The 26,763-nt window shown below is 44.3% G+C and carries 21 protein-coding genes; 15 read left to right on the top strand and 6 right to left on the bottom strand.

The genetic code is table 11. The features are described from left to right. Positions 1-171: 171 nt before the first annotated feature. A complete protein-coding gene (locus tag IH598_10900; GenBank protein ID MBE0639017.1) occupies positions 172-3,018 on the bottom strand; it encodes a hypothetical protein in 2,847 nt (948 codons plus the stop codon). 487 nt (positions 3,019-3,505) lie between these two features. On the opposite strand from IH598_10900, the gene IH598_10895 reads away from it, so the two are divergent. The 7 genes from IH598_10895 (at position 3,506) to IH598_10865 (ending at position 7,404) form a co-directional block, all read left to right on the top strand. After that, positions 3,506-3,712: a hypothetical protein gene (locus IH598_10895; protein MBE0639016.1), complete on the top strand. Its 207-nt coding sequence runs from the start codon at positions 3,506-3,508 to the stop codon at positions 3,710-3,712. Continuing rightward, positions 3,688-3,960: a Txe/YoeB family addiction module toxin gene (locus IH598_10890; protein MBE0639015.1), complete on the top strand. Its 273-nt coding sequence runs from the start codon at positions 3,688-3,690 to the stop codon at positions 3,958-3,960. Before IH598_10895 ends, IH598_10890 begins: the two co-directional genes overlap by 25 nt. Positions 3,961-4,148: 188 nt before the next feature. Beyond that, positions 4,149-4,580 carry a VOC family protein gene (locus IH598_10885; protein ID MBE0639014.1) on the top strand — a complete coding sequence of 144 codons (432 nt, stop codon included), beginning with the start codon at positions 4,149-4,151 and terminating at the stop codon, positions 4,578-4,580. A 12-nt stretch (positions 4,581-4,592) separates the two neighbouring features. Beyond that, on the top strand, positions 4,593-5,138 hold the full coding sequence (locus IH598_10880; GenBank protein ID MBE0639013.1) for an SRPBCC family protein: 546 nt from the start codon (positions 4,593-4,595) through the stop codon (positions 5,136-5,138). A 3-nt stretch (positions 5,139-5,141) separates the two neighbouring features. Then, entirely contained in the window at positions 5,142-5,627 is a 486-nt protein-coding gene (locus tag IH598_10875; protein ID MBE0639012.1) for a DUF4199 domain-containing protein, read from the top strand. Then, positions 5,624-6,088 carry a hypothetical protein gene (locus IH598_10870; protein MBE0639011.1) on the top strand — a complete coding sequence of 155 codons (465 nt, stop codon included), beginning with the start codon at positions 5,624-5,626 and terminating at the stop codon, positions 6,086-6,088. The genes IH598_10875 and IH598_10870 overlap by 4 nt, the downstream gene beginning before the upstream one ends. A gap of 35 nt (positions 6,089-6,123) precedes the next feature. Next, positions 6,124-7,404 (top strand): bifunctional folylpolyglutamate synthase/dihydrofolate synthase, encoded by a 1,281-nt coding sequence (locus IH598_10865; protein MBE0639010.1) that lies wholly within the window; start codon positions 6,124-6,126, stop codon positions 7,402-7,404. Position 7,405: 1 nt separating this feature from the next. On the opposite strand, the gene thiS is transcribed toward IH598_10865, so the two are convergent. Further along, entirely contained in the window at positions 7,406-7,609 is a 204-nt protein-coding gene (thiS, locus tag IH598_10860) for a sulfur carrier protein ThiS (GenBank protein MBE0639009.1), read from the bottom strand. Positions 7,610-7,782: 173 nt separating this feature from the next. Between thiS and IH598_10855 the strand changes: the two genes are divergently transcribed. The 4 genes from IH598_10855 to IH598_10840 all read left to right on the top strand — a co-directional run bounded on the left by IH598_10855 (position 7,783) and on the right by IH598_10840 (position 13,120). Beyond that, complete coding sequence (locus tag IH598_10855; GenBank protein MBE0639008.1) at positions 7,783-9,180, top strand: Gfo/Idh/MocA family oxidoreductase; 1,398 nt, start codon at positions 7,783-7,785, stop codon at positions 9,178-9,180. 97 nt (positions 9,181-9,277) lie between these two features. Continuing rightward, positions 9,278-9,883 (top strand): ORF6N domain-containing protein, encoded by a 606-nt coding sequence (locus tag IH598_10850; GenBank protein MBE0639007.1) that lies wholly within the window; start codon positions 9,278-9,280, stop codon positions 9,881-9,883. Then, positions 9,880-10,764: an ORF6N domain-containing protein gene (locus tag IH598_10845; GenBank protein ID MBE0639006.1), complete on the top strand. Its 885-nt coding sequence runs from the start codon at positions 9,880-9,882 to the stop codon at positions 10,762-10,764. Before IH598_10850 ends, IH598_10845 begins: the two co-directional genes overlap by 4 nt. 157 nt (positions 10,765-10,921) lie before the next feature. After that, positions 10,922-13,120, top strand: coding sequence for a S9 family peptidase (locus tag IH598_10840; protein ID MBE0639005.1), 2,199 nt, complete (start codon positions 10,922-10,924; stop codon positions 13,118-13,120). A gap of 239 nt (positions 13,121-13,359) precedes the next feature. Here the strand turns inward: IH598_10840 and IH598_10835 are convergent, their stop codons facing one another. Next, on the bottom strand, positions 13,360-15,543 hold the full coding sequence (locus tag IH598_10835; protein ID MBE0639004.1) for an FUSC family protein: 2,184 nt from the start codon (positions 15,541-15,543) through the stop codon (positions 13,360-13,362). A gap of 115 nt (positions 15,544-15,658) precedes the next feature. Between IH598_10835 and IH598_10830 the strand changes: the two genes are divergently transcribed. Together IH598_10830 and IH598_10825 are read left to right on the top strand one after the other, a co-directional pair. After that, complete coding sequence (locus IH598_10830) at positions 15,659-18,619, top strand: FAD-binding protein (GenBank protein MBE0639003.1); 2,961 nt, start codon at positions 15,659-15,661, stop codon at positions 18,617-18,619. A gap of 289 nt (positions 18,620-18,908) precedes the next feature. Next, a complete protein-coding gene (locus tag IH598_10825; GenBank protein ID MBE0639002.1) occupies positions 18,909-19,364 on the top strand; it encodes a GNAT family N-acetyltransferase in 456 nt (151 codons plus the stop codon). A 180-nt stretch (positions 19,365-19,544) separates the two neighbouring features. Here the strand turns inward: IH598_10825 and IH598_10820 are convergent, their stop codons facing one another. Next, complete coding sequence (locus IH598_10820) at positions 19,545-20,426, bottom strand: Fic family protein (GenBank protein MBE0639001.1); 882 nt, start codon at positions 20,424-20,426, stop codon at positions 19,545-19,547. 277 nt (positions 20,427-20,703) lie between these two features. Between IH598_10820 and IH598_10815 the strand changes: the two genes are divergently transcribed. Both IH598_10815 and IH598_10810 read left to right on the top strand, forming a co-directional pair. Further along, the gene (locus IH598_10815) at positions 20,704-21,825 is read left to right on the top strand and encodes a mechanosensitive ion channel family protein (GenBank protein ID MBE0639000.1); all 1,122 of its coding nucleotides are present in this window, start codon (positions 20,704-20,706) and stop codon (positions 21,823-21,825) included. A gap of 65 nt (positions 21,826-21,890) precedes the next feature. Then, entirely contained in the window at positions 21,891-22,907 is a 1,017-nt protein-coding gene (locus tag IH598_10810) for an RNA ligase (ATP) (GenBank protein MBE0638999.1), read from the top strand. Between the two features lie 64 nt (positions 22,908-22,971). On the opposite strand, the gene IH598_10805 is transcribed toward IH598_10810, so the two are convergent. Both IH598_10805 and IH598_10800 read right to left on the bottom strand, forming a co-directional pair. Then, positions 22,972-23,496: a GNAT family N-acetyltransferase gene (locus tag IH598_10805; GenBank protein MBE0638998.1), complete on the bottom strand. Its 525-nt coding sequence runs from the start codon at positions 23,494-23,496 to the stop codon at positions 22,972-22,974. Positions 23,497-23,755: 259 nt separating this feature from the next. Next, the coding region (locus IH598_10800; protein MBE0638997.1) for a carboxypeptidase regulatory-like domain-containing protein at positions 23,756-26,763 on the bottom strand (3,008 nt) is incomplete at its 5' end.

Here is a 26,763-nt window from a genome sequence, read left to right as displayed (position 1 = left end):
ATCATTAGTCTAACCACAACATCACTACATCACAAACGGAGAATAGGCTCATATACACCATAATATCAATAGTTTAGTACCATTAAATTATTAAACTAAATCTGGTAATTTTTAGGGAGGAAGCCATTCTTACGGATAATAGTTTTCTAAAAAATAGTGATTTTGAGAATACTAGAAACCCATAATAAATTCGGCAAGGCTTTGCTCGGCAGCCAGGTTTAACCGTTTACGAAGGCGATATCGCTTCTCCTCTACTCCCCTCGTGGTAATGTTGAGCAAAGGAGCAATCTCTTTTGATGAGAGGTTAATCCGCAGGTAGGCACATAGCCGGAGGTCACTGGTGGTTAGGTCAGGGTAAACTGCTTTCAACCGCTGAAAGAAGTTCTCATGTGCCTGGTCGAAAAGTTGTTCAAATATTTGCCAATCGTGGTCTTGTGATATATTGCGCTCGATCAGGTGATGCATGTTTTCATAGTACTTTGCCGGAAGTCGGTAACCCAATTCATCTTTTTGCTTCTCGAGTTCATCTTTAATCTCGATGAGTGCTTCATTCTTGCGGATAATTGCCATGGTGTTTTTGGCCAATTGAAGGTTTTTCAGTGAAACCTCCGCCTGAAGTTTCTCATTTGATAATTTGATGTTTTCAGCCAATGCCTGATCTTTCTGCTGACGTATCTTCTCATTCTCCCTTTTTAAATCCAGCTCCTTTTGCTTCCATTTGCGCTTTTTGTAAAAAATGATAATCAGTGAAACAAATCCAATGATCAGTAAAGCGTCGATGATAATTGCAAAAAAAGACAGAAACCAGGGACGATTTATGGTAAAACTGACAGTTGCAGATGGGGTTACCAGACCTTTTGCGGTGAGTGTACGAACGTTAAATAAGTACTGCCCGGGAGGAAGCCTCGAGTATTTTACTTCGGTATTTCCTGACCAGTCGCTCCATCCATCATCTATTCCATCCAATTTATATTGATAATATTTTTTCCTGCCAACCGGCTCTTGTGATGAAAAGGAAATGAAAAAGTTATTGAAACGGTTACTTACTTTGTTTGACTCACCTACACCAATGAATTGTTGTTCTGATAACTCGTTACTGAAACCTGCCAGCCTGATAGTTGGGGGTTTATTGATCTCTTCCTGTTGATTGAGTTTGTAAATGTTTAACAACGCAAACCCTTCTTCAAGACAAATCAGATGCAGGCTGTCGTTCAGGGCGACAATATTTTCGTAATTTTCGACAAGATCAAGCCCGAACATTTCAGGAATAATCCGGTATAGCAATTTGGCCGAGCGAAACCGGATTTCAAACATCCCAATTGCACTTTCCCTTACAAACCAATACTTGTCGCCAAAAACAGGAACAATAGTTTTAACAGCACAAAATTCAGCCAACTGTTCATTTAACTCTTCGAAAGGTGAAACCCTTCCTTCGATAGCATTCCATTGAAGCAACTTATTTTTACCGGGAATTAAAATCCGGTTATCTACCCTGAACAACCTGTTGGTGTTTACCTGAAGGCCGTCATTTGAATCAAGCTTTCGGAATTGTTCAATGGATTGGTAACCCGGAGATGGCTGAAGTAGATAAAGCCCATTAATGGAATGACCCAGTAGCACATTGCCAAGATAATCCACTTCGAGAAATCTTGCCGGTGCGGTAAACCCTTCAATAGTGGCTGATTGTTTCCATAGGTGGTCCTGCTTACTAAAAAGTACCAGGCTGTTGTAAGTGCTTTGCAGCAAATAATCTGTGTCGTTTATGCTAATCTCACTCAAATTGTATCCTCCACTAACAGCACTAACTTCCAGCATGAAATCGCCCGCTAAAACGAAAGTTCCATTATTGGAGCCACAATAGAGATTGTTATCAATCTCCTTTAAAAACCAAACCTGTCCCTGTGAATCAGCGATGAATCTTTTTGCCGATAATCCCCCGTCAGGTTGAAGTTCATAATAATAAACACCCTGGTTGGTTCCAAGGAAGAGCCGGTTTTGAAAAAGACAGGCCGAATAAACAGCACCAAGTCCTTCTTCAGCATCATTGTATACTTCAATAGGCGCGTTAAACCAAACGTAATCAACACCTTTGTCCATGCCCACCCATAAGTTGCCATCTACTCCGGCATGTAATGAAAGTATAGTGTTGTTCTGAATCGAATTGCCGCTATGCAGGTGATGTTTTAATTTTCCTGATTGGTCAATGATGTAAACCCCTTTAAGTAAAGTGCCAAAAACGAGAAGATCACCGAGTAAAGCGCCATTGTTTAACTGGTTGGTTTTGAGTTCAACGGAAGCCTCTGTGTACCATTCCGAAAACAGTCCGTCACTGTATTTGAAAAGTCCCTTCGAACTTGTGCCAATTAATAGTTTTCCATCAGAAAGGGGCAGGATGGATTTTATTTCGGTATCACTGAAAATCTCACTATTTTCAATCCTTTTCAATTCTTTGCCAATCAATTCGTAAAGTGACCCGTTGATGACTTGTGTAAAAAGGTGATCCCCGGCTTTCAGGAGAAAAAGAACGGCATCAGGCAATTTGATCGACTCAATTGAATTTCCATCAAAGCATAAAATATTTCCAAAACTTTGAAAATAAACGAGGTTATTATGACTGATTATTTTCCAAAACTCATCATTGTTGAGTTTGATGTCTTTTAGCAAGGGGAGCAACGACCTGTACTGCCAACGACCATCTTCTCCGGATTGCCAATAGCCAAATTCCTCAAACGAACCGGCAAAGACCTTTTCACCCACACAAGCCACTGAACGGATAATGGTTTCAGAAGGGAGCTTAAAAAGCATAACTCGTGAGCCATCCATGACAACAAGCCCGGCATTGTTGGCTATAAAAACCTCTCCCCGCTCATTGAGACTGATCCCCCAGTTTTGATTTCCACCTGCATGTACATCTTTGCCAAACGACACCACCTGATAAGGGTTTTGTGACTGCAACATGCTCACAAAGGTAAAGTTCAGGGATGCCAGAACAAAAAGTGCTGATGTCATCGTATTCATGCCAGGCAACAATTGACTTATTTTCAGACGAAACAACTGCATCACGTTCACGGAAAATGATTCAAGGGGTAAAAATAGTTTATTCCCTTCAACCGGATGGCCTTCAATAAAATTTCTTCTGCATCCTAGGCCTGTCATCAAATTTCTGATCCTTTGCAGATTATGATCCTGTTAAAAATGAACTTGTTGATGATACTTCTTTATAGGAAAAACTAATTTTGAGTGCTTTTTTTTTGATTTTTTTTCTTTCGATTAGTTTCTGCTGTGAATGAGCAATTTACAGGCTCATGATGTAAATTATTAAATTGTAGAGCAAGGGTATAATTTTTCATTATGGCAAGCAAATGAAAAATAAGCCACATCATCGACTATATGCGGTTGATTAAAAAAGGTCAAGGTTAATCAAAGCTTAAGAAACCTGAAGTCGATAATAATAAGATTTGAAGATCCTGATCGTTATCTATTTTTGCAAAAAATTTCAACCACCATGGAAACAATCATCATTCAGACGGAAGGTAGCAAATTGAAACTGATCAAGCAACTGCTCAAAGAACTCGGGATTGCCTTTGAAACCGAAAAGGCCGACGTTAGTCCCTATGACCCGGAATTTGTTGCAAAAATCAAAAAGGCAAAATTTGAAAATTCCATTCCAGTTACAGCAGAAACTTTATGGGAAGATATCAAATCAAAATAAAGGAAACAGCTCAAAAGGATTTGCTTGAAATTTCCACAAGCGGGGATCTATCAACCATTCAAAAAGTTGAAACGATTTTTCATGAGCTTGAAGAATACCCAAAAACAGGAACCGGAAAGCCTGAACTATTGCGTTACGAATTGTCAGGTTTCTGGTCGCGGCGGCTCAACCGCAAAGACCGGATCATTTATGAAATTGACGAAAATGAGGCTGTGGTGACGGTTTTATCTGTTCTGGGGCATTATTAATAACTGTTTGGCGAGTTATCATTTCCTAAAAACAAAATGATAGAATTTCGTTTGTGCCAAAAAAATTCAATTTTCTTCCCTATTATCAACAATATAGCTACTTTTGGCCGGCATTTTCAGGTTTGTGGTATTCATAATCCTGACGATTACAATACAACTAGTTTATTAACCATCAAACTCAAATTCTTATGACTACAATTAATCCTTATCTTACCTTCAATGGAAACTGCGAAGAAGCCTTCAATTTTTACAAATCAGTGTTTGGCGGCGAGTTTCCGTACATCGGACGATTCAAAGACATGCCCGCCGGTTCGCCTGTTCCCGACGACATGAAAGAGAAAATCATGCATGTTTCACTACCGATCAGCAAAGAAACTACCCTGATGGGCAGCGATGCAAGCGAAACGTTTGGTCAGACAGCCAATTTTGGTGATAATATTTCCCTTTCAGTAAATACTGATTCTGAAGAAGAAGCAACAAGTCTTTTTGCCGCACTTTCCGAAGGCGGCAGGATAACCATGCCCCTGGAAAAAACTTTCTGGAATGCCTTGTTTGGCATGTGTACCGATCAGTTCGGCATCAACTGGATGGTAAATTATGATTTTGCACAAAACCATTAATCCACTGAAACGATGAAAAAAGTACTGATAATTATCGGGATCATTATTGCAGCTGTAATCCTTATCCCATTGATTGTGGCATTGTTTACAAAAAAAGAATACAGAGTAGTAAAGGAAGTAACGATCAATCAGCCCATAGAGGAAGTATTTGATTATATACTGATGCTGAAAAACCAGGATGAGTTCAGCGTTTGGAGCAAGATAGATCCAAAGATGAAATCCGAATACAGAGGAACTGATGGCACTGTCGGATTTGTTTCAGCCTGGGAATCGGATAACCCGGACGTTGGAAAAGGTGAACAGGAAATCACGCGCATTGAGCCTGGAGCGAGGATTGATTATGAATTGCGTTTTCTTGAGCCATTCGAGTCCACATCGCTGGCTTTTATGACCACCGAGTCGCTGTCTGAAACTTCAACTTTGGTAAAATGGGGATTTAGCGGAGAAATGAAATACCCGATGAACCTGATGCTGGTCGTCATGGATTTTGAAGGGATGATCGGTAACGATTTGCAAAGTGGGCTAAACAACTTGAAAATAATACTTGAAAACCAATAAATTATGCTAAATAAATACAAAATTGAAATTAAATGGGGAGTCATCTTTTTCCTGATGAGCCTTGTTTGGATGTTCCTCGAGAAAATATCGGGGCTTCACAGCACACATATTGATAAACATGAAATCTACACCAATCTGATTGCCATCCCTGCCATTGCAGTTTATGTATTTGCTTTGCTCGATAAAAAGCGAAACTTTTACGCCGGCTCCATGACCTATTTGCAGGGATTTATCTCAGGGTTGATCATTACGCTGGTTGTTACTATCCTCAGCCCTTTGGCACAACTGATTACTACTAACATCATTACCCCGGAATATTTTCCCAATGTGATCAAATTTGTGGTCGAGTCGGGCAAAATGGAGCAAACAGAAGCTGATAAATATTTCAACATAGCCAGCTATATCAAGCAGGGATTGATTGGAGCGCCAGTCATGGGATTGGTCACTTCAGCCATCGTCGCCATTTTTACACGAACAAAAGCCAAATGAAAAAGAGAATACTGATCCTTGTTGTGTTTCTTGCCATGTTGTTAAGTTCATCATTTGCACAAACCGAAAACCCATCTTACGATCCTGAATTGGCCAAAACCTTTGATGCCGACGATTACGGGATGAAATCCTACATCTTCGTGATTCTGAAAACCGGGTCAGTGGTGGTTGAGGATAAAGCCCTCCGCGACAGTCTGTTTGCCGGGCATTTGGAAAATATCGGACGCCTTGCAGATGACGGAAAATTGGTAGTAGCCGGCCCACTGGGGAAAAATGACAGATCATACCGCGGTATTTTTATACTGAATGTAAAAACTGAAGAAGAGGCTGCTCTTTTGTTGGAAACTGATCCTGCCATCAGAGAAAAACTTCTGGAAGCCGAAGTCTATAAATGGTATGGGGCTGCCGCGCTTGGGGAATACATAAAAGTGCAGGAGAAAATAACAAAGTTGAATTTCTAAAACGCCCGGAATAGAGTTAGGTGATTGATGAAGGAATGAATTACCAGCAAACCCTCGGTTACATGTTCGATAAACTGCCGATGTATCAGCGTATCGGCGGAGCTGCTTATAAGGCTGATCTGAACAATACCATCGAATTATGTGCGCTTTTGGGAAATCCTGAACGGAAATTCAGTTCCATCCATGTGGCTGGTACAAATGGCAAAGGTTCCACCTCAAACCTGATTGCCTCGGTGATGCAGGAGGCAGGATTCAAAACCGGGTTGTACACATCGCCTCATTATCGTGATTTCAGGGAACGGATCAGGATCAACGGAAAGATGATCCCTGAAGAGGAGGTTGTCAGGTTTATTCAACAATGGAAAGATCGCTTTGAAACAATCGGGTTGTCATTTTTTGAAATGACAGTTGGCCTGGCGTTCGATTATTTTGCCAGGGAAAAAGTGGATATCGCCATTATTGAAGTGGGAATGGGTGGCCGGCTCGATTCCACCAATGTCATCACACCATTGGTGTCGGTGATTACTAACATCGGACTGGATCACACAAAATTCCTGGGGGATACGCTTCAGAAGATTGCTGCCGAAAAAGCGGGGATCATTAAGCAGGGTGTACCGGTGGTTATTGGAGAAACCCAGGCTGAGACAGAGAATGTCTTTCAGCAGCAGGCTATCGCCCAGGGTTCCTCAATTGCATTTGCCGACAAACGCTGGAGGGTTAGCAGGGTTAATCAAACACAGGTGAACATTGATTTTGACCAACATCCCTTTTTGGAAAATGTCAGCTTTCCCCTTGGCGGGAGTTACCAGCTTCGCAACCTTAGTACAGTTTTGGAAACCCTCAGGATTATCACTAAAAATTCCGGGATTAGTCTAATCAATGATGTTATTGCGTCTGGCATTTCAAACGTACTGACCAACACAGGGATCAGGGGCCGATGGCAAACGTTGAGTGAAAATCCACTTGTGATTTGCGACAGTGGCCATAACGTAGATGGAATTCGTCAGGTTGTGCTGAATATCAGTCAGACTCCGCACAAACGACTCCATTTTGTTTACGGCATGGTAAATGACAAAAGTGTTGATGGAATGCTTAGCCTTTTGCCAAAGGATGCCATCTACTATTTCTGCAAACCCAACATTCCACGCGGGCTTGATCCGTTATTACTCGCTGCAGAGGCTTCAAAACATGGGTTGAAAGGTAATGTTTACTCTAGTGTTCTTAAGGCTTTGGATGCTGCCAGACTGGTTGCAGATGTTGATGACCTGATTGTAATTGGAGGGAGTACGTTTGTTGTCGCAGAAGTGGTCGAATAAATCAACCTCCGCTGATCAGGTGCAGCACCATAACATCATCTCCGTTTCTTATCATTGTTGAGGCTCTGTCTTCCTTCTTAACCAGCGAACCGTTGAGTTTCGTTACCAATAGTTTGAAGGTAAAATTCTTCTTTTTAATCAACTCCTCAAAAGTCAGAGAATCCTCCTCAATCTCTTCCGGGCGGTTATTTAATGTGATTTTCATTGTGTTCTGTTTTTTTGCAAAAATAGCGATTTATTTACCATTTTCACGTTAAGGAAATATCCAGTTAAGATGAGTTCCCAGCAGCTGTTACTCCTCCGGGTGATTACCTGCAAACATCTTGTTCAATTTTACTTTTCGTTTATCTTTGCCTTCAATTTCAAAGAATACCACTGATGAAAAAAAATTGTGTCCTCCTCTCTTTCATGGTCATGTTGTTTGGAGGGATTGTCCTTTCAGGGTGTGACTGCCCGACTAAACCGGAAGAAAAGTCATTTGAGCCAAAAGCAATGTTTGCTGTTCCCGAACGCGCACCAGGCCAGACTGATGTGATCGAACTGCGGTGCGAACCATTGGACACCGTCAGAGTAGCCATCATCGGATTGGGAATGAGGGGATCAGATGCTGTCCGCAGGCTTTCGTTTATCGAAGGTACAACCATAACCGTTTTATGTGATGTCGTTCCGGAGAATGTGGAATACGCGCAACAACTGCTGACCGAAAAGGGGAAGCCAGCAGCAGCAGGGTATACAGGGGAAGAGGACTGGAAATTGATTTGCGAACGGGAAGATGTGGATCTGGTTTACGTTTGCACGCATTGGGATTTGCACACTCCCATTGCAGTATATGCGATGGAACACGGAAAGCATGTTGCTGTTGAAGTGCCCGCTGCACTTACCATTGACGAGTGCTGGCAGTTGGTCAATACTGCCGAAAAAACACGCCGGCATTGCATGATGCTCGAAAACTGTAATTACGATTTCTTCGAAATGGCCACGCTCAATATGGCTCAGCAGGGCTTGTTTGGAGAAATTGTTCATGTTGAAGGGGCCTACATTCACGACTTACGTTGGCTCAATTTTGACGATAGCACAGGCTATTGGAACATGTGGAGGCTGAAGCACAATGAAAAATACGACGGAAATCTTTACCCAACCCACGGACTCGGCCCCGTGGCTCACATTCTGAATATTCACCGCGGCGACAAAATGGATTTCCTCGTGTCGGTCTCAACCAATCAATTTGGCATGACAGCATACGCCCGTGAGCAATTCGGCGACACATCAGACTATGCCAAAAGGGAGTACAAAAAAGGGGATATGAACACTATGATCATCAAGACCAACAAGGGAAAAACCATGATGATCCAGCACGACGTGACCAGTCCGCGCCCTTATAGCAGAATCCACATGGTGAGCGGCACAAAAGGCTTTGCCCAGAAATGGCCGCGAAGGGGAATCGCACTGGAGCCCAACGGACACGCATTTTTACCGGAAGAGGAGATGAACGCTCTGCTGGCAAAATATGAACACCCGATAGTAACCGAAGTCGGTCAGAAAGCCAAAGAGGTTGGCGGGCACGGGGGTATGGATTTTATTATGGATTACCGGTTGATCTATTGCCTGAGAAACGGATTGCCGCTCGACCAGGATGTGTATGATGCCGCCGAATGGTCGGCCGTTATTGAACTTTCAAGGACTTCGGTAAGTAACAACGGTATGCCGGTGCAGGTTCCCGATTTCACCCGTGGCGCCTGGGAGAAGGTAAAGACGGTTACTTATTTTACGAAGTAGGCAAGTAGGCAAATTGAAGAACACAACGGAAGTTTGAATAATAACCAGTGAACTGGGAGGTGCGCTTAACAAAAACCATTTTTGAAAAGTTAGGGATATGAACGAAAGGTCAATTCAAAAATATCACCAGCACATCATCAACCGTATTTTTACAATTCGCAATAAGCAGGTGATGCTGGATGAACATCTGGCAGATTTATATGGCATAGAAACCAAATACCTGAACCGGGCTGTAAAACGCAACCCTGAGCGTTTTCCTGACGCATTTATGTTTCAGTTAAGCAAAGAGGAATTGGACAGTTTGAGGTTCCAAATTGGCGCCTCAATGGATGTTGATTTAAGGTTCCCGAATGGCGCCATAGACCCGAATAAATCTTTAAGGTTCCAAAATGGCGCCTTAAAAACCGGCAGAGGAAAGCACAGAAAATACCTACCCTTTGTCTACACAGAACAAGGTGCTGCTATGTTTTCGGCAGTACTTAATTCCGAAACTGCCATTAAAACAAGTGTCACTATCATGGATGCTTTTGTTCAGATGAGGCACTTTCTGATGGAAAATGCCTGCCTTGTGAAACGCATTCAGAAGGTGGAAACCCAACAAATTGAAACTGGCGCTTCGCTTAAAGATTTGGGTAAAAAATGGTTTGCCTTCTCAAAAATGGAAAAAGATTCGTTGGTTATTTTTAAAAGATTGGGCGTATGATTAGAAAAGGAACGGAAATAGTGCTTTCCCAACAAATCATCGAAAGTAAAATCTTTACCATCAGAGGGGTGCAAGTGGTGATGGATAAGGATTTAGCTTCCTTTTATGAAGTGAAACCCATCCGGCTCAGGGAGCAGGTGAAACGCAATGCCAACCGCTTTCCGGAGGATTTTTTATTTCAACTCAATGATAAAGAGGTGGATACGTTGGTATCGCAAAATGCGATACCTTCCAAGCAGGCGCTGGGCGGCTATTTACCCTATGCATTCACTGAACAGGGCGTTGCTGCGGTTTCGGCTGTTTTAAAAAGCAACAAAGCGGCCGAAGTAAGCATAATGATTATGCGTGCATTTGTAGCAATGCGAAAATTCATCATTCAAAATGCACGTTTATTCGAACGCCTCGACAGAATAGAAATCAGGCAACTTGACACTGACCGCAAGTTTGACGAAATATTTAAAGCACTGGAAAGTAAACAAATCCAACCTGATAAAGGCATTTTTTTCGACGGGCAGGTGTTTGATGCATGGTTATTTATCAGCGATTTGTTAAAAAGCGCCCAAACCAGCCTGATTTTGATAGACAATTACGTGGACGAAACCGTGCTGTCGCTATTTTCCAAAAAGAACCAGGGTGTAACTGTGACCATTTACACCAAAGCCCTTGGTCGCGCCTTGCAGGAAGATGCCAATAAGTTTAACGCCCAGTTTGGCGGGCTCACCCTGCATGCCTTTGATACTGCGCACGACCGCTTTCTGCTGATTGACAAGACCGAAGTGTATCACATTGGCGCTTCGCTTAAAGATTTGGGCAAAAAATGGTTTGCCTTCTCCAAAATGGAAAAGGATTCATTTGTAATTTTTGAAAAGTTGGGAATATGAGGGAAGGATGGAAAGAAACAGAATTGGGTTTAATACCTGATTTTGCAAGCACAATTAAAAGTCGCAAAAGCCCCCAATGAACCACAACTGCCGTAAATAACAATATGAATTAAGCAAACAACTAAATATTCAAAATTAACACTAAACATCACAAGCAATGAAAAGACTTCTGGCACTTCTGATTGCGGCATTAATCCTGGTCAACCTCCAGGCTCAAACTGAAAAGAAAGAGTTAACCCTCGACCTGATCTTCAAATCACGCGAATTCTCTGCAGCAAGAATGCAGGGACTCAACCCGATGAATGACGGGAAACTCTTCACCCAACTAAAAACAGACTCGATCAACGCCTACAGTTACGAGACCGGCGAACTGAAAGAAGTCATTGTTACATCGTCCGAACTGATCCCAGCCGGCGACACTGTTCCGATCCCATTGTGGGGCTATGAGTTCAGCGCCGACGAATCAAAAATCCTGTTCGCCACCGACACCGATCCCATTTACCGCTATTCCTCCAGGTCGAATTATTTTGTATTTGACCGTAAAATCCGCAACCTTTCAAAACTTTCGGAAAACGGAAAACAAGGGTTGGCCGACTTTTCGCCGGATGCTACAAAGGTTGCCTTTGTGCGCGAAAACAATTTATTTATCAAAGACCTGGTTTCAGGGCAGGAAAAACAGATCACCTTCGACGGCAAAGACCGACATATTATTAACGGGACAACCGATTGGGTGTATGAGGAAGAATTTGCCATCACCAAAGGCTTTGAATGGTCGCCGGATGGTAAAAAAATCGCCTTCATGCGCTTCGATGAAACAGAGGTGAAAGAGTGGTGGCTGACCAATTATGGCGAACTTTACCCTGAGCACCACCGTTACAAATACCCTAAAGCAGGCGAAAACAACTCTATCGTTACAGTTCACATGTATGACCTCGAAAGTGGGCAAACAATCACCTTAGACACGGGAACCGAGACCGACCAGTACATTCCCCGCATCCGATGGACACAAGACCCTGAATCACTTGCTATTTTCCGGGTCAACCGGCTGCAAAACAAACTGGAAATCCTGCTGGCTGACGCAAGCACAGGTAAATCACGCGTGAACTACACCGAGCAGAATAAATACTACCTCGACGAGAACAATTACGACAACATTGTTTTTTTGGAAAATGGCAAAGAGGTCATTATCAAGAGCGAGCAGGACGGGTTTAACCACCTGTATCTGTATAACCTTGACGGAAGTAAAGTCAACCAGATCACCAGCGGAAAGTGGGAGGTTACTGATGTGCTAGGCATTGACCAGAAAAACAAAAAGGTCTTTTTCCAGTCAACCGAAGCCTCTCCCCTCGAAAGAAATATCTATGTTGTTGGATTTGATGGCAAAGGGAAAAAGCTGCTCACCCCCGACAAAGGATGGAATTCCGGGCAGTTCAGTACGGATTTCACCTACTTCATCAAAACCTACAGCGATGCTAACACGCCCCCGGTATATTCAGTCAACAGTGGCCGTGATGGACGTGAAATCAGGGTTTTAGCCGAAAACAGCAGATTGATCGAAAAACGCCGGGAATATGGCCTTTCTTCAAAAGAATTTTTTACCATTACCACATCTGAAGGTGTTGATTTGAATGCCTGGAAGATCATGCCGCATCATTTCGATCCCAACAAAAAATATCCTGTCCTTTTCACCATTTACGGCGGGCCGGGATCGCAAACCGTCCGCAACAGTTTTGCCTCCGAAATGTGGGAACAGTACCTTGCTCAGGAGGGGATCATGGTGGTTTCGGTAGATAACCGCGGCACCGGATTCAGGGGTGAGGAGTTCAAGAAAATGACCTACCTCCAATTGGGAAAATACGAAACCATTGACCAGATTGAGGCGGCCAAATACCTGGCTTCCCTGCCGTATGTTGATGCTGACAAAATCGGTGTTTTTGGCTGGAGTTACGGCGGATATATGTCAACGCTCTGCATCACCAAGGGCGCCGACATTTTCGATGTGGCCATTGCTGTAGCGCCTGTTACCAACTGGCGGTTTTATGACAACATTTACACCGAGCGTTTCATGCGCACACCGCAGGAAAATCCGGATGGCTACGACGACAACTCACCCATTAACCATGTAGAAAAACTGAAAGGGAAATACCTGCTCATCCATGGCATGTCCGACGATAACGTTCATCCTGAGAACACCTACGACCTGATCACAGCGTTGGTAGCTGCGGATAAGGATTTCGAACTGATGGTCTATCCCAATTCCAACCACGGCATTTACACCGGTCAGAATACCCGCTTTCATCTGTACCGGAAAATGACCGATTTTCTGCTTTTCAACCTGAAAGGATTGCCCTTTTAATATTTTATTTTTTAATTTCTTGCTTTTTTTGGCAGAATTTTCACATGACAAATTCCAAAACATAAATAAATACTAAATTCCAAGAATTTAAATACGAAACTCTTCACTTCAATATTAATATCCTTATTCAATGTTTGGATTTTTGATCCTTTGGACATTGAATTTTATTTGAGATTTGTTGATTGTATTTTGTCCACAGGACTCCTACGGAGTAGTTTCAGTTTTATCCAGGTTAGTGATTACAACCCGTTCATTTTCTGAAGGATTTCCTTCCTGATCCCTTCAAGTTCGTTAATCAGGGGTTTGAGGTTCCAGAGGAAGGCCGTGTGATGCCAATGGTCGAGCAATTCACTGCCTCCCTCCCGCCGGATGCTATTGATTAACCGGTAATGATGGATGATTGAGGCGAGTTCATTTTCCAATTCAGGAAAATTTTCGGGATAGGATAAGGTCCTCAGCGCCAAAATTAGTGAGTCGAAAGCCTGGCTGACTTTGGCTGCAAATTTCTCGATTACCTGCACCATTTCACCGAAATCATGCAGAGGTTTTTCTGGGGAGGTATTCAGGTCGAGGGAATGCAGGGTGTTGAGCAACCTTTTGATGTAAATCCGGATTTTTATCCCGTGCGAGAGTGTTTTCACCTGTAATACTTCACTTTTAGAGGCTTCCATGACCACATCAAGTTTTTTCAACTGGGAATCCAGGGATGATCTGAGGGCAGTTTTTTTTGACAAATTTTCAGTGGAACCCAATGAATTGACTATCAGTATAAAGTAATCCCGCTCCTTTTCGAGTGTGCCGGCCAATGTGGCTGCCAACTTTTTGCGGGCACGGTCGGGCCAGAGCAGCGAGGATGCAACAATAACCAGGAGGACAATACCGGCAGTGTAGATGATCCTGAGTAAAATCAATTGTTCGCTGCCCGAATAAAGCATGGTAAATACGCTGATCATCAGAAATGTGAGCGCAATAACCATCAGGAAAGGCTTGTCAAGATTGGCAAACCAAACCATCAGGTACACGGCGATGAACAATGCCGTGTAAAATACAATACCTTCGACAGGAATGAATAGTAAGAAGACATAAGCTGCTGCACCCCCGATCACGGTTGCCAACAGACGGTCCCGGCCGTTTTTAATGGAAATTCCAAGGTTAGGCCTGATCAGCAGCACGGCAAAAAGCACAAGCCAGTAGCCATACTCCGGTTCAACATACCTAAAAAAAGCCTGGGCAATGCCAATGATCAGCGCCGATCGCAACCCAAACCGGAAAGCAGCATTTTTCCACCTGAGCTTTGACGGGATTTCTTTTAGCCCGGCGAGGAAACTACTCCATTTGGTTTTTATCGAAAAATGCGGAACAGCAATGGTCATATCAGGGCGAAAAAGCATGAGCTCCGAGATCATGGCATTCAGCGTTTTCAACGTATTAAGGACAGCTTCCCACTCTTCCGGATCTGGTTTGTCCGAATCAGTGGAAAATTTCGCCAGATACTCTTTCCGCACTATTTCGATCTGATTGGACAGCCCTTTGAGCACTTCGTTGTTTTTTCCGCAGGTCTCAGGGTGCAGCGATGTGATTATGGCATTGAAAATCTCGCTGACCAGTGGCTGTTCGAGGATTAATTTCCTGTAAAGTGCCGATTTCCATGCCCCAGCTCTGAATTGCCAAAGCATCACGAGGTAATCGAACACTTTTTCAGCAGAAAGCGAAAGTTTCATCAAACGCCCTTCATCCGTGTCCTCTGAGGTGGCCGAAATGCGAAACAACTGCCAAAGCCTCCGGAACTCATTCAGCGACTTTTTAACTTTGGCGCTGCTTTCCTGGTTTGCAGCAATAGCTGTGTCCAGGTCAGGGTAAGTGTTGGTGATGATATGAAAATGATGTTCCAGGTTTTGCAACATAAAGCCGGTTTGCAGCTGCAGCCGCCTGCGCGGCCGGGTAGGAAAAACCAGGAAATGAAGGATGAAGACCAGGCCGGTAACCAAAAGAAACAGCCCTGAATATTTCAGCCCTGACCCAACGGTATGTGAAAATGCCATTTCCACAACACTCAGCGACAAGATGACAATGGCCGGAAACTCGGGAATCATTTTCAGCCCGATAAAGAAAAAGACACAAAAGGCAAACAGAAAGACAAAGGCAACAGAGAGCGGTTCATCGTTTGAAATCAGCGAAACCGGCACCGAAAGCATGGTCATCAGTAAACCCGTGAGCACCATGGTGAATTTACGTTCTTCGATGGTAGTTCCGGTTTGCGAACGGCTGAAAAGCAATGCGGCAATCACTGCCAGCAAGGCCATTTTTGGCTGATTGTAATAAATGATCAGCGAAAGTAAGATCGCCAGGAGCGTTTTCAGGCTTCTTTTCGCAGCCAGAAATCCTGGATCGGTAACATTTAGCAGGTTTTTTAAGCGTTTCATGGATTGCTGCAAAATTAACTTTTTAAATGGCTGACATAATCATTGATCGATAATAACCTATAGTGCCTCCAATAGTTAATTTTGTACTTTTACAAGCTAAAATTTGCATTATTTCATGGATAGATCAACAGCACTCATCGAACTCAAAAAACTCAAACCAACCCTTGAGGGTGACTTGTTCACCGATAACGCCACCCGAATCCTTTATGCCACCGATGCTTCGGCCTATCGCGAAATGCCGGTGGCTGTTATACGTCCAAAAAATAAAAGTGACATCCGTAAACTGGTACTTTTTGCCGGAGAGCACCAGATCCCGCTCATCCCCCGCGGCGCAGGCACTTCGCTGGCAGGCCAGGTGGTGGGCAACGGTATAGTGGTAGACATTACCAAATACATGAACCGGATTATCGAAATTAATGCTGAAGAACGCTGGGTGCGCGTGGAACCCGGTGTGGTGCTCGACGAACTGAATATTGCCCTTGAACCTTACGGGCTCTTTTTTGGTCCCGAAACAAGTACTTCAAACCGGTGCGTGATTGGCGGTATGGTGGGAAACAACTCGTGCGGCGCTCATTCGCTGATCTATGGCAGCACGCGTGATCATACCCTTGAATTGGAAGTGATTTTGAGTGATGGAACAGAGGCTGTCTTTGGAGAATTAACCAAAGAGGAATTTGAAAAAAAACAGGTTGGAAATCGGCTTGAAAACAAGATTTACCGCAACATTGCCGGGATTTTATCGCCAAAGGCCAACAGGAATATAATAAATCAGGAATATCCCGATCCCCTCATTAGCAGAAGAAATACCGGTTATGCCATTGATCTTCTGCTCAGGGCAGAGACTTTTATCGAAAGCAACGAAAAATTCAATTTCTGCAAGTTATTGGCAGGTTCAGAGGGAACGTTGGCTTTTACTACCGAAATAAAACTCAACCTGGTGCCGCTGCCTCCAAAAACGAAAGGGCTGGTGTGTGTGCATTTCAAAACCCTCGAAGAAGCTTTCGAGGCCAATTTGATCGCACTAGACCATAAGCCAGGGGCGGTGGAACTGATGGACAATATCATTTTACAACAAACCAAAGATAACCTGGAGCAGGCCAAAAACCGGTTCTTTGTGCAAGGAGATCCAGCCGCCATCCTGATTATCGAATTTGCAAGGGAAACGAAAGAAGAAATCCTGACCATTGCCACTGCCATGGAGGCCGAAATGAGAGCTGCCGGTTATGGTTATCACTTTCCGGTCATTTTCGGAACTGATATTAACAGGGTGTGGACATTGCGCAAAGCTGGTCTTGGCCTGCTTTCCAACATGCCGGGCGATGCAAAGCCGGTTTCGCTGGTCGAAGATACAGCGGTTAATCCGAAGTTGCTGCCACAATATTTGGCTGAATTTAAAAAACTACTCAAAAAATACGACCTTACTGCTGTTTACCACGCCCACATCGCCACCGGCGAATTGCACCTGCGACCCGTCCTCGATCTGAAGAAAACGGCGGATTTAAAGCTATTTTACATGATCGCCCGCGAAACCGCCCTACTCGTCAAAAAATACAGGGGATCGCTCAGTGGAGAACACGGCGACGGCAGGCTTCGCGGAGAGTTCATCCCGCTCATGGTTGGCGAGCATAACTACCGGTTGCTGAAGGAAATAAAAAACACATGGGACCCGCATCATATCTTCAATCCGGGAAAAATTACCGATACTCCTTCGATTACAACCAGCTTGCGTTATGAGCCGGAAAAGATGACCAGGGAAGTCAATACAATTTTCGATTTCTCCGCCGACATGGGCATGATGCGGGCAGTGGAAAAATGCAACGGATCGGGCGACTGCCGGAAAACGGAGATTGTCGGTGGCACGATGTGTCCCAGCTATATGGCTACCCGTAACGAAAACGATACTACCCGCGCCCGCGCCAACACTCTTCGTGAGTTCCTCACCCATTCCCCGAAAAATAACCCGTTCAACCACAAGGAAATCTACAATGTGATGGACCTTTGCCTGTCGTGCAAAGGGTGCAAATCCGAGTGCCCTTCGAGCGTTGACATGGCCAGGTACAAAGCCGAGTTCCTCCAGCACTGGTACGACGAGCACGGCATCCCGCTGCGAACCCGCGCCATCGCCTACATTTCATCGCTCAACCGGCTTGGGATGATCATTCCGGGGCTCACCAACTTTTTCTTCACCAACAGATTTACATCCGGATTGCTAAAGCGAATGCTCGGATTTGCCCCAAAACGCAGTATTCCCCTTCTTTACAGATTTACGCTAAACCACTGGCTGCAAAAAAATCTTACCAGATTACAAAACGGAATTGAAACCAAAGGGTCAGTTTATCTTTTCGTAGATGAATTCACCGAATACAACGACACCGAAATCGGGATCAAAGCGGTGGAGTTGCTGACGCGGCTTGGCTATACCGTAAAGACTGCCAGGCATAAGGAAAGCGGGCGGACGTTCCTCTCGAAGGGGCTGGTCAGAAAAGCGCAGCAACTGGCCAACTTCAACGTACAAGTTTTTAAAAATCTGATCACTCAAGAAACCCCGCTGATCGGTATCGAACCATCCGGAATACTGTCGTTCAGGGATGAATACCCGGACCTGGTTGATCAGTCTTTAAAAGAAGATGCACGCCGGCTGGCCAAGCATGCACTGATGTTTGATGAGTTTTTTGAACGCGAGCTAAATGCCGGCCGGATCATTGCTGAACAATTCACTAACGATTCGAAGAAAATAAAGCTGCACGGGCATTGCCATCAGAAATCGCTGGCTTCCATCGCACCTACAAAAGTAATGTTGTCGCTCCCTGCAAATTTTGAAGTGGAAGAGATTAAATCGGGTTGTTGCGGGATGGCCGGCTCATTCGGTTATGAGGCTGAGCATTACGATGTTTCGATGCAGGTGGGTGAGCTGGTGCTTTTCCCAGCGATCCGCAAAACTCCCGAAGAAGTCATCATAGCTGCACCCGGAACCTCCTGCCGTCACCAGATCAAAGACGGAACCGGACGTAAAGCATTTCACCCGATTGAGATCATGTATGATGCATTGATTAGTGACAGCCAGAAAACACCCTGAATATGATTTTCAACGATTTAATTACCCCACCCTAAAGGGAGTAAATCGTTGAAAATCATTGCTCCTTTTAGGGTTGGGGCAAACAATGATTGTCAACATTAAGAGTTTTCTTGCAGTCACTAATTAAAAAATAAAACGTTGAAACACAAAACCAGGCATAAAAAAAAACTCCCCACGAGGGGGAGTTTATGCAAGTAGTAAGTTAATTAATAAAATTAGTTATACCTAAAACAAACAGGTATCAAACGAGCAAACGACAAAGATTATTTTTATGGAAAAGAATAAAAAAATGGAAATAACCGTCCGCCCGGCACAGCCTTCCGACTGGGAAACCATTGCGGGATTCCAGATTGCTATGGCTACGGAAACTGAAAATGTAAAACTGGAAGAGGCTATGATCAACGCCGGGGTAGTCGCCGTTTTCAGCAATCCCAACCTGGGACGTTACTTTGTAGCTGAATGCAACAATCGGATCATCGCCAGCCAGATGGTGACCTACGAATGGAGCGACTGGCGCAACTCGCAGGTCTGGTGGCTGCAATCGGTGTATGTGATCCCGGAATTCCGCCGGCAGGGCGTTTTCAGAAAAATGTACAACCATGTAAAATCATTGGTCGAACATAACAATCAGATATCCGGCATACGCCTTTATATGATCCATCACAACCACACTGCATCAAAAGTTTACGAGAATATGGGGATGGATGGAAACCGATACCGGCTGTTCGAGTGGATGAAAGATTAACAACCGGTAGATTCTCTAATGGCGATCCTTTCGGTTGGAAATTTGGCCAGTAGTATTTGTCTGTCTGTTGAAGTATAATTTAATGCCTGGGACTTTAAATAACCAATTCCAACACGATTGGCATATTGAATATTTTGAGTTGGCTATCCTGTTGCTCTGTTTATGCAAAATATTTTTATTTCAGTCATTTTCTTCGTAGTAATACGAATAGTCGATTCCTTTCAAAAACATTTCGCGGTCGTTGATTTTGTTGGTTAGGGCGTTTTTCAACCGTTTTTTCAGCGCGCTGCTGTTTGCTGGGCTATGCATCATCGCATTCATGTAATCTCTTTTGCCAATTTTACTCCAATCTACACATTTTTTCAGGCGTTTTTTCAACATCAGATCCAGCCATATCCGAGTGCTTCTGCCGTTGCCTTCCATAAACGGGTGTGCAATATTCATTTCAACATATTTATTCACGATTTCGTCAAATGTAGTTTCGGGCATTGCTTCTATTTGATTTAATGTTTCGCCCAAAAAACGTGATACGGCAAATTGAAAACCCCCTTTTGAAATGTTCTTTTGCCTTATTTGTCCTGCAAAATCATACAAGCCGCCAAACAAATATGCATGAATTTGCTGAAGGCCTTTGGTGGTGCCAACTTCAATACTGTTTATAAACGAACTATCAAACAAGGCATACGCTTTTGTTTTACTTTTTCCGTCTATGCTTTCATCACTGTAAGTAAACCATTCAATAAACCGGTTTGCTTTTTTGCCCGGAAACTCTTTGCCCAATGCAATAATGCCGTTGTAATCCAACATATCGGCTAAACGCTTTTTTCCGTCCGGTGCAAGGAATTTCAACTGGGTAGTAACACTAACCACTTGGCTATTTTCTTTCTTTAACTTCGCTTTAAGGTATTTCCAGTAGTTGCGTGTTTTAGAATAGTCGTTTTGGTCGGTGAGTACGGCAACAATATCCAACACCGAAAACCACCACCTGGCGTTATCTTCGTCCCAAACTGCACGAACTTCGCGGTCGTCAAAAAATCGTATGGATATTTTTGCCGTACTCATATTTTCATTTTCAGAATTAGCCTCTAAGATTGATATGTTTTTTCTAATAATCTACCGGCAAATTTATAATTAAATACCAAAGGACAATGTTGTAAAAGTCAGAAATTAAAGTTTTTGAACTTGTATGTCATTTGTGATTTGGTTGTCTTGAACTTGCCCATTATTGCAACACGAGATGACAAGCTTAAGTACTGCGCAAGGGGATACTATCTCAATTAAAAATAACCCCAGCTTTAAATCGTTTACCTCCCAAACAAAATGATAAAACATGTTTGCAATGGATAACTTTCTCTCTGGTTTTCAAATAGCCACCAGCGATCTTGCCTGGCAGCGTTATCTGACTTTGTTTACGCTGATATTGGTTCTTTTTCTTGTTGGCAAACTGGTCCGGTATCTCACCAAAAAAGCATCGAACAGGCAGTTACTTGCCGAAAACCCGGTTTATGCAAGCTTTCTCGGCGCCATTGCCAATTCCGTTACCTTTTTCCTCGTCGTCATCGGGCTTGTAATTGGAAGCAACATCCTGCTCATTCCCGAGCAATACCATGAAACACTGGTTGCTGTTAAAAAGATTCTGATTGTTATTTCGATAGGATATATTATATACCAATTGATTGATGTGCCGGGTGTGTGGTTCGCCACAATGGTTGACAAGCAGGAAAAAGCCTCCGTAAACCGGATGTTTATCCCGGTGATCCGCAAAACCTTGAGGCTTTCGGTAATCATTATGGTAATCCTGCAGATTTTCCAGGTGTTGTACGATAAACCCATCACCACTGTCATTGCCGGTCTTGGAATTGGTAGTTTGGCCATTGCACTGGCGGCACAGGACACCCTGAAGCATTTTATCGGCTCTTTTGTAATCGCAGGAGATAAGCCCTTCGAAATTGGTCAGCGGGTAGCTGTTGACGGGCACGAAGGAACCATCGAGTCCATCGGGCTGCGAAGCACCAACATCCGAACTCTCGATGGCCATGTGGTAACCATCCCCAATGGAGAATTGGCCAACCGGACAATCCGTAATATCGGCCAGCGCCCTTTTATCCGAAGGCTCGCCAACATCACGATCACCTACGACACACCACCCGAAAAAATCCAGAAAGCCATTGATATCCTCAAGGAAATCCTTGATAACCATGAGGGAATGAATCCGGAACTGCCACCGCGCGTCTATTTCAACGAGTTCAACTCCACCTCGCTTAATTTAGAGGTAACTTACTGGTATCACCCGCCGGATTACTGGGGTTATATGGCCTTTACCGAAAAAGTGAACTTCGAAATCATCCGGCGCTTCAACGCCGCAGGAATTGATTTTGCATTCCCCACCCAGACCTTGCACCTGGCCGGCGACCCCAAACGCCCGCTGAATGTCGGGTTGAATGAAAAACTTAAATCCTGAGCACCAGGTATCCATTGATTTCTCTTTTACCTAAAAAGAGATCAATGGCTTAACAACAATCAACCATGAGAAAATTAGCAAGTATCCAAAAAATCAAAGCGTTAGACCCGATCGAAGGCGCCGACGCCATCGAACGGGCGACCGTGCTGGGCTGGCAACTGGTGGTGAAAAAAGGCGATTACCATGTGGGCGACCTCGCCGTGTATTGCGAAATTGACAGCATCATGCCCGACCGTCCCGAATTTGAGTTTTTGAAACCGCGGGGAATGAGGATAAAAACCATCAGGCTGCGCGGCCAGATATCTCAGGGCATTTGCTTTCCGCTTTCCATACTGCCGGAAGATTTTGAGATAAAAGAGGACGCCGATTGCACCGCGGCGCTCGGGGTTATTAAATACGAACCCCCGATCCCCGCCTACCTGAGCGGAACCGTCAAAGGCAAATTCCCGTGGTTTATCCCCAAAACCGACGAAACGCGGGTGCAGGTGTTGCAGGACGTGCTCGACAAATACAAAGGCGAAAAATGCTACATCACCGAAAAGGTGGACGGCAGCTCGGTGACCTACTACCTGAACAACAACGAATTTGGCGTGGCCAGCCGCAACCTCGAACTGCTCGAAGACGACGAAAACAGCCTCTGGAAGGTAGCCCGGGAACTTGACATCGAAAACAAACTGCGCTCACTCGGCAAAAACATGGCCTTGCAGGGGGAACTGATCGGCGAAGGGATACAAAGCAACAAACTGAGGCTGAGAGGACAAACAATCGTCGTTTTCAATGCTTTCGAGATTGACACAGCAAAGTACCTGAACTATTACGAACTGAAACAACTTATCGAAACGCTGCAATTGCCGATGGTTCCCGTGGTCGCTACCGATTACATCCTCGAAAACGACATCGAAGCCATCATCCGGCGCGCCACCATCAAAAGCCTCCTCTGTCCCGACGTGTGGGCCGAAGGTATCGTCATCAGGCCGCTGCGGGAGATCACCGACGTTGGCCTGACCGACAACAACCTCCACAACAACCGCGTCAGCTTCAAAGCCATCAACCCCGAGTTTCTTCTGAAGTACGGGGAGTAAGATTAGAAATGCACATTCACGAATTGCGATGTGTTTTTTTATGTTCCCTATGATACTATTTGTTTTATGAGTTCCTCACCACCCTCCTCCACTTCCACATTGTTTCGGTTTCGCCAACTTTGATAAAATTATTCTTTTCCAGCACTCTAAAGGAGGCTGGGTTGGTTTTTTCGGTGGAGGCCGTTATGGCAAGGACATTGGGACAGGTCTGCACCCAGCGGATCATGCCGGACAGCGCTTCGGTCATCAGGCCTAGGTTTTGAAATTCATCGTAGGTTCCGTAACCAATTTCAATTTCTCCTTCGGGATTGGGTTCGCCGTAAAAGCACAAGTCGCCAGTCATCCGGTTCTCGGTTTTTAGGATCATTGTCCAAAGTGTCGAGAATAGGTAATTTTTCTCTTTATCTGCCACAGCGGGGAGAATGACCTGTTCGAGGGCTTCCTGTAACTCAGCCGGGATGGTGCGTTGTGAAGGATTGAGGTTAAGGTTGAGGTTGAGCTCAATTTCCAATGAGTTGTCGCATCGCATATAGCTGTCCAACTGGTTGCCGGTGAGCGGCCGTATTATCAATCGTTCGGTTTCGATCATGGTTTCTATGTTCATTGTAGTCTGGCTAACTGAAAGCAAAAATAGTATATTAAAAAAACAGCCGCTCTGATTTTGGTTTCCTCAATCTCAACTTTATTGTTTTCAGGTTGCTTTTTGTTCATGTACTTAAAAACCACTGTCATCAAAACTCAGGATAGCGAGTTAGAAGATGATGCCATTTGGCTCATTAAATTCAATAAAAAGACAAAAAGCCCCGCTCTTGCTAAATTGCGGGGCTTTAGCTTTAAACCTAACAAAGCTAATGAACGACTATCTTCTGTTTGAAAATGCCCAATGTGTTTGTGATTTGCAGCAGGTAAATACCTGGTGGAAGGTGACCAAGGTCAAATTCTGTTTCAGGCTGTACAGCAATCTGTTGCATAATTTCCTCCCCCCGGTTATTGTGAATTCGTATTGTTGAAGGGGAAGCAATTCCGGTGATTTGAATTTTTCCTGAAGTTGGATTTGGGTAAACAAGTGGCGTCAGTTTTCCATTGTCTGCTATGGTTGAAATAGCTTTCATCCCATTGACCACTGAGATTCCCAGTGGGTTGAACTGACCGTTATGGTAAGCTGTTTCGAATTCAACTTCCACATCAAACACACTCATGTTGGACGGTCGGTAAATTTTGAAATTCATCGTTTCACCATCAGCAAATCCTTCTGTGGCTAATGTTTTTGGATCGTCGCCAAAAACTGTCAGTGCAGTTGTTCCGTTTAGTGCAGCCAATCCTGCACAATCCCCACCCGCAGTAAACGCGCCAATAAAATCGCCATCCGAAATACCGTTGGATGTCCAAACTGATTCCGGGATGGCGATGATGTGAGAACTGGCGCCTGGAACAGGATTTTCCCACAGCTCACAACTGACGGGATTTTTTGGGTTAACTGCGATTTCTGTTTTTTCGATATTTACAGGGAAGGTAACGCTGCAGGCAGCCATTGTCCTCACCATATAAGCTTTGCCCATCTGGAGCTGCGGCAGGGTGTTGATGCCCATTGCCGGCCAGTAGATGCCAGTTCCGGCAATCTCTTTCACAAGCAAAAGATTATCCAGCGCGGGAAAGAAAAGATTCTCGGTGTTCGGATTGTGGTTGCACACTACAGGCAACATTGTCCAACCCTCGATAAGGGAGCAGGTGTGGTTGGTTTCGGCATCACCGGTCAAAGTGAATTCAATATCCTCAGCCACTTTGATCATGTAAGCGCCGTGGTGCTCCCAGTTTAACAGTGTATTGATATTTTGCGAAGGCCAATACATCCCGGTGAGCGATTTCAGGATGATAAGGTCTTCAACCACAGGAGCAAATAAGGTTTCGAGATTGGTCACTTCGGGGTAAATGTAACTTGACAAGCCGCTCCAGCCGGCGGGAATACTGATGGTATGTGTTAGCGCTGGTAATGGTTCCAGCTCAAATTCCAATGCTGTTGTTTCGCCACCAAAAAGATATTGATCATACAGTGTAATCGTTTCAAAGCCAGAAGCAGATACCTGGATATCATAGCTTCCGGGGATAATCCACTGCAAGATGCAAATCCCTTCCTCCTCGGTAAAACCGATCCATTCGGTCCCTGTTAGTTCTATCATTGCGCTTTCAACCGGTGCACCACTTGCAATTGAGGTCACGGTTGCTAAAAGTGAACTTGTCAGCACACCGGTAGTAACTGAGATCGTATAATCCTCTGTCTCACCGTATTGATATTGGGAGCAGGGATCGGTGGAGGTTTCGTCCCAGTTCGAACGAATCCTAAGCCGGTGCTGGCCGGTTGGGGCATCTCCGGGGATAAAGATGTTCGTCTGGTACATTTCAAAAGCATTAGCAAGTACAAAATCTGTAAGTAGCCTCTCGCTTGCACTAAACGCAAAGTCGTCGTTAAAATCAATCCAAAGCGAGATATACTGATCGGTGTATTCAGAAGAGAAAAATACCGGGTAGGCATAACCCCGAGGTAAATCGGTGATTATCAGGGTAAAATCGCCGTACCCGTTTTCACTGCACCCTGAGGAGGCGTTGACAATATCACGGAGCTCAAAATAGTCAAATCCATCACCTTCAGTGCAACCAAATGAATAAAGATTTTCGGTGCAATAAGACGGTGGGATGGGCTCAAGCGTAAAGTCTCTCACTGTTGATACACCCGAAAGAATCTCAATCCCTGCGACAGTCATTGGTTCGTAACCAGAAGCAGTGATAGTAGCACTATAAACTCCTTTCGGAATGTTAGATATGGAGTAGTATCCGGTTGTGCCACTCAGCGCTGAAAAGGCTGTCCCATCAATCGTGACTTCAGCATTTTCTATTGGCAATCCGGTTGTTAAGCTGGTAATCACCCCTTTAAGCAATCCCGGAGCTGGTAGAATGCCCGAAACCTGGATATTGTCAATATACCATCCGTCAATATTCCAGGAATCTTCTCCAAATGCAGTAAACCGCAGATAGAATATTTCGCCGTCGGCAAAAGCGGATACATCGAATTCTTTGGTAACAAAACCAAATGTGCCGCCGCTGTTGTTGTAGGTGTCCAATGTAATGAAATCCCCATTTTTATGCACAATCTGAACCTTCAATTGTTCGAGGGTGGCAGAGCTATAATTTACATACCTGATGTCGAATTTTACCGAGATTCCGGTAAATTCACTTCCATCAATCAGGTGGCTTCTCATGGGTACTGAATAATTGTAAATTCTGGGGGTGTATCTGAAAAACGCTGTTGGTGACGGATTTCCTATGGTACCTGAAATTTGCCAGTTGGTGCTTTCCGGTACCCAATAATGGGTAGCCAATGATGCCGAAGACCAGTCTTCGGTGAATGGAATAAGGAATGGCGGAATGTATTCCCAGTCAATGCGCGAGTAAGGATCATCCTCAAAAGCAGCCCCCGAAAATGGGCCTGTGGCTTCATCAAAAAAGACCTGACCGCTATTGGTTGTTTTCCTTACGTTGAAGCTACAACCAGTTGTGTTCTCGGGGAAGATGGCATCGTGAACGATCACCTCGGCGCCATTATCCCAGGTGATCAGCACTCCGCCGGTTATTCCATTTGTAAAAGTACAACCGGTGAACGCTTTGTCAGGATCAATGTAAGCGCCGCTGAATAAATGAATTCCATCTATTCCCATGCTGCTGAACATAGTGTGGGTGGCTGCAATAAAACCACCGGGAGAAATATTGAAAATGTAATTGCTTTTTGTAGCACTGGTGATGATAACTTCGTTACCCGATTCACCTTGAAAATCAACATTTCCAAGATAATTGGCCTCAAAAG

It is taken from the genome of Bacteroidales bacterium (assembly GCA_014860585.1).
Taxonomy (GTDB): domain Bacteria; phylum Bacteroidota; class Bacteroidia; order Bacteroidales; family 4484-276; genus RZYY01.
This window is presented reverse-complemented; position numbering and strand designations above follow the sequence as displayed.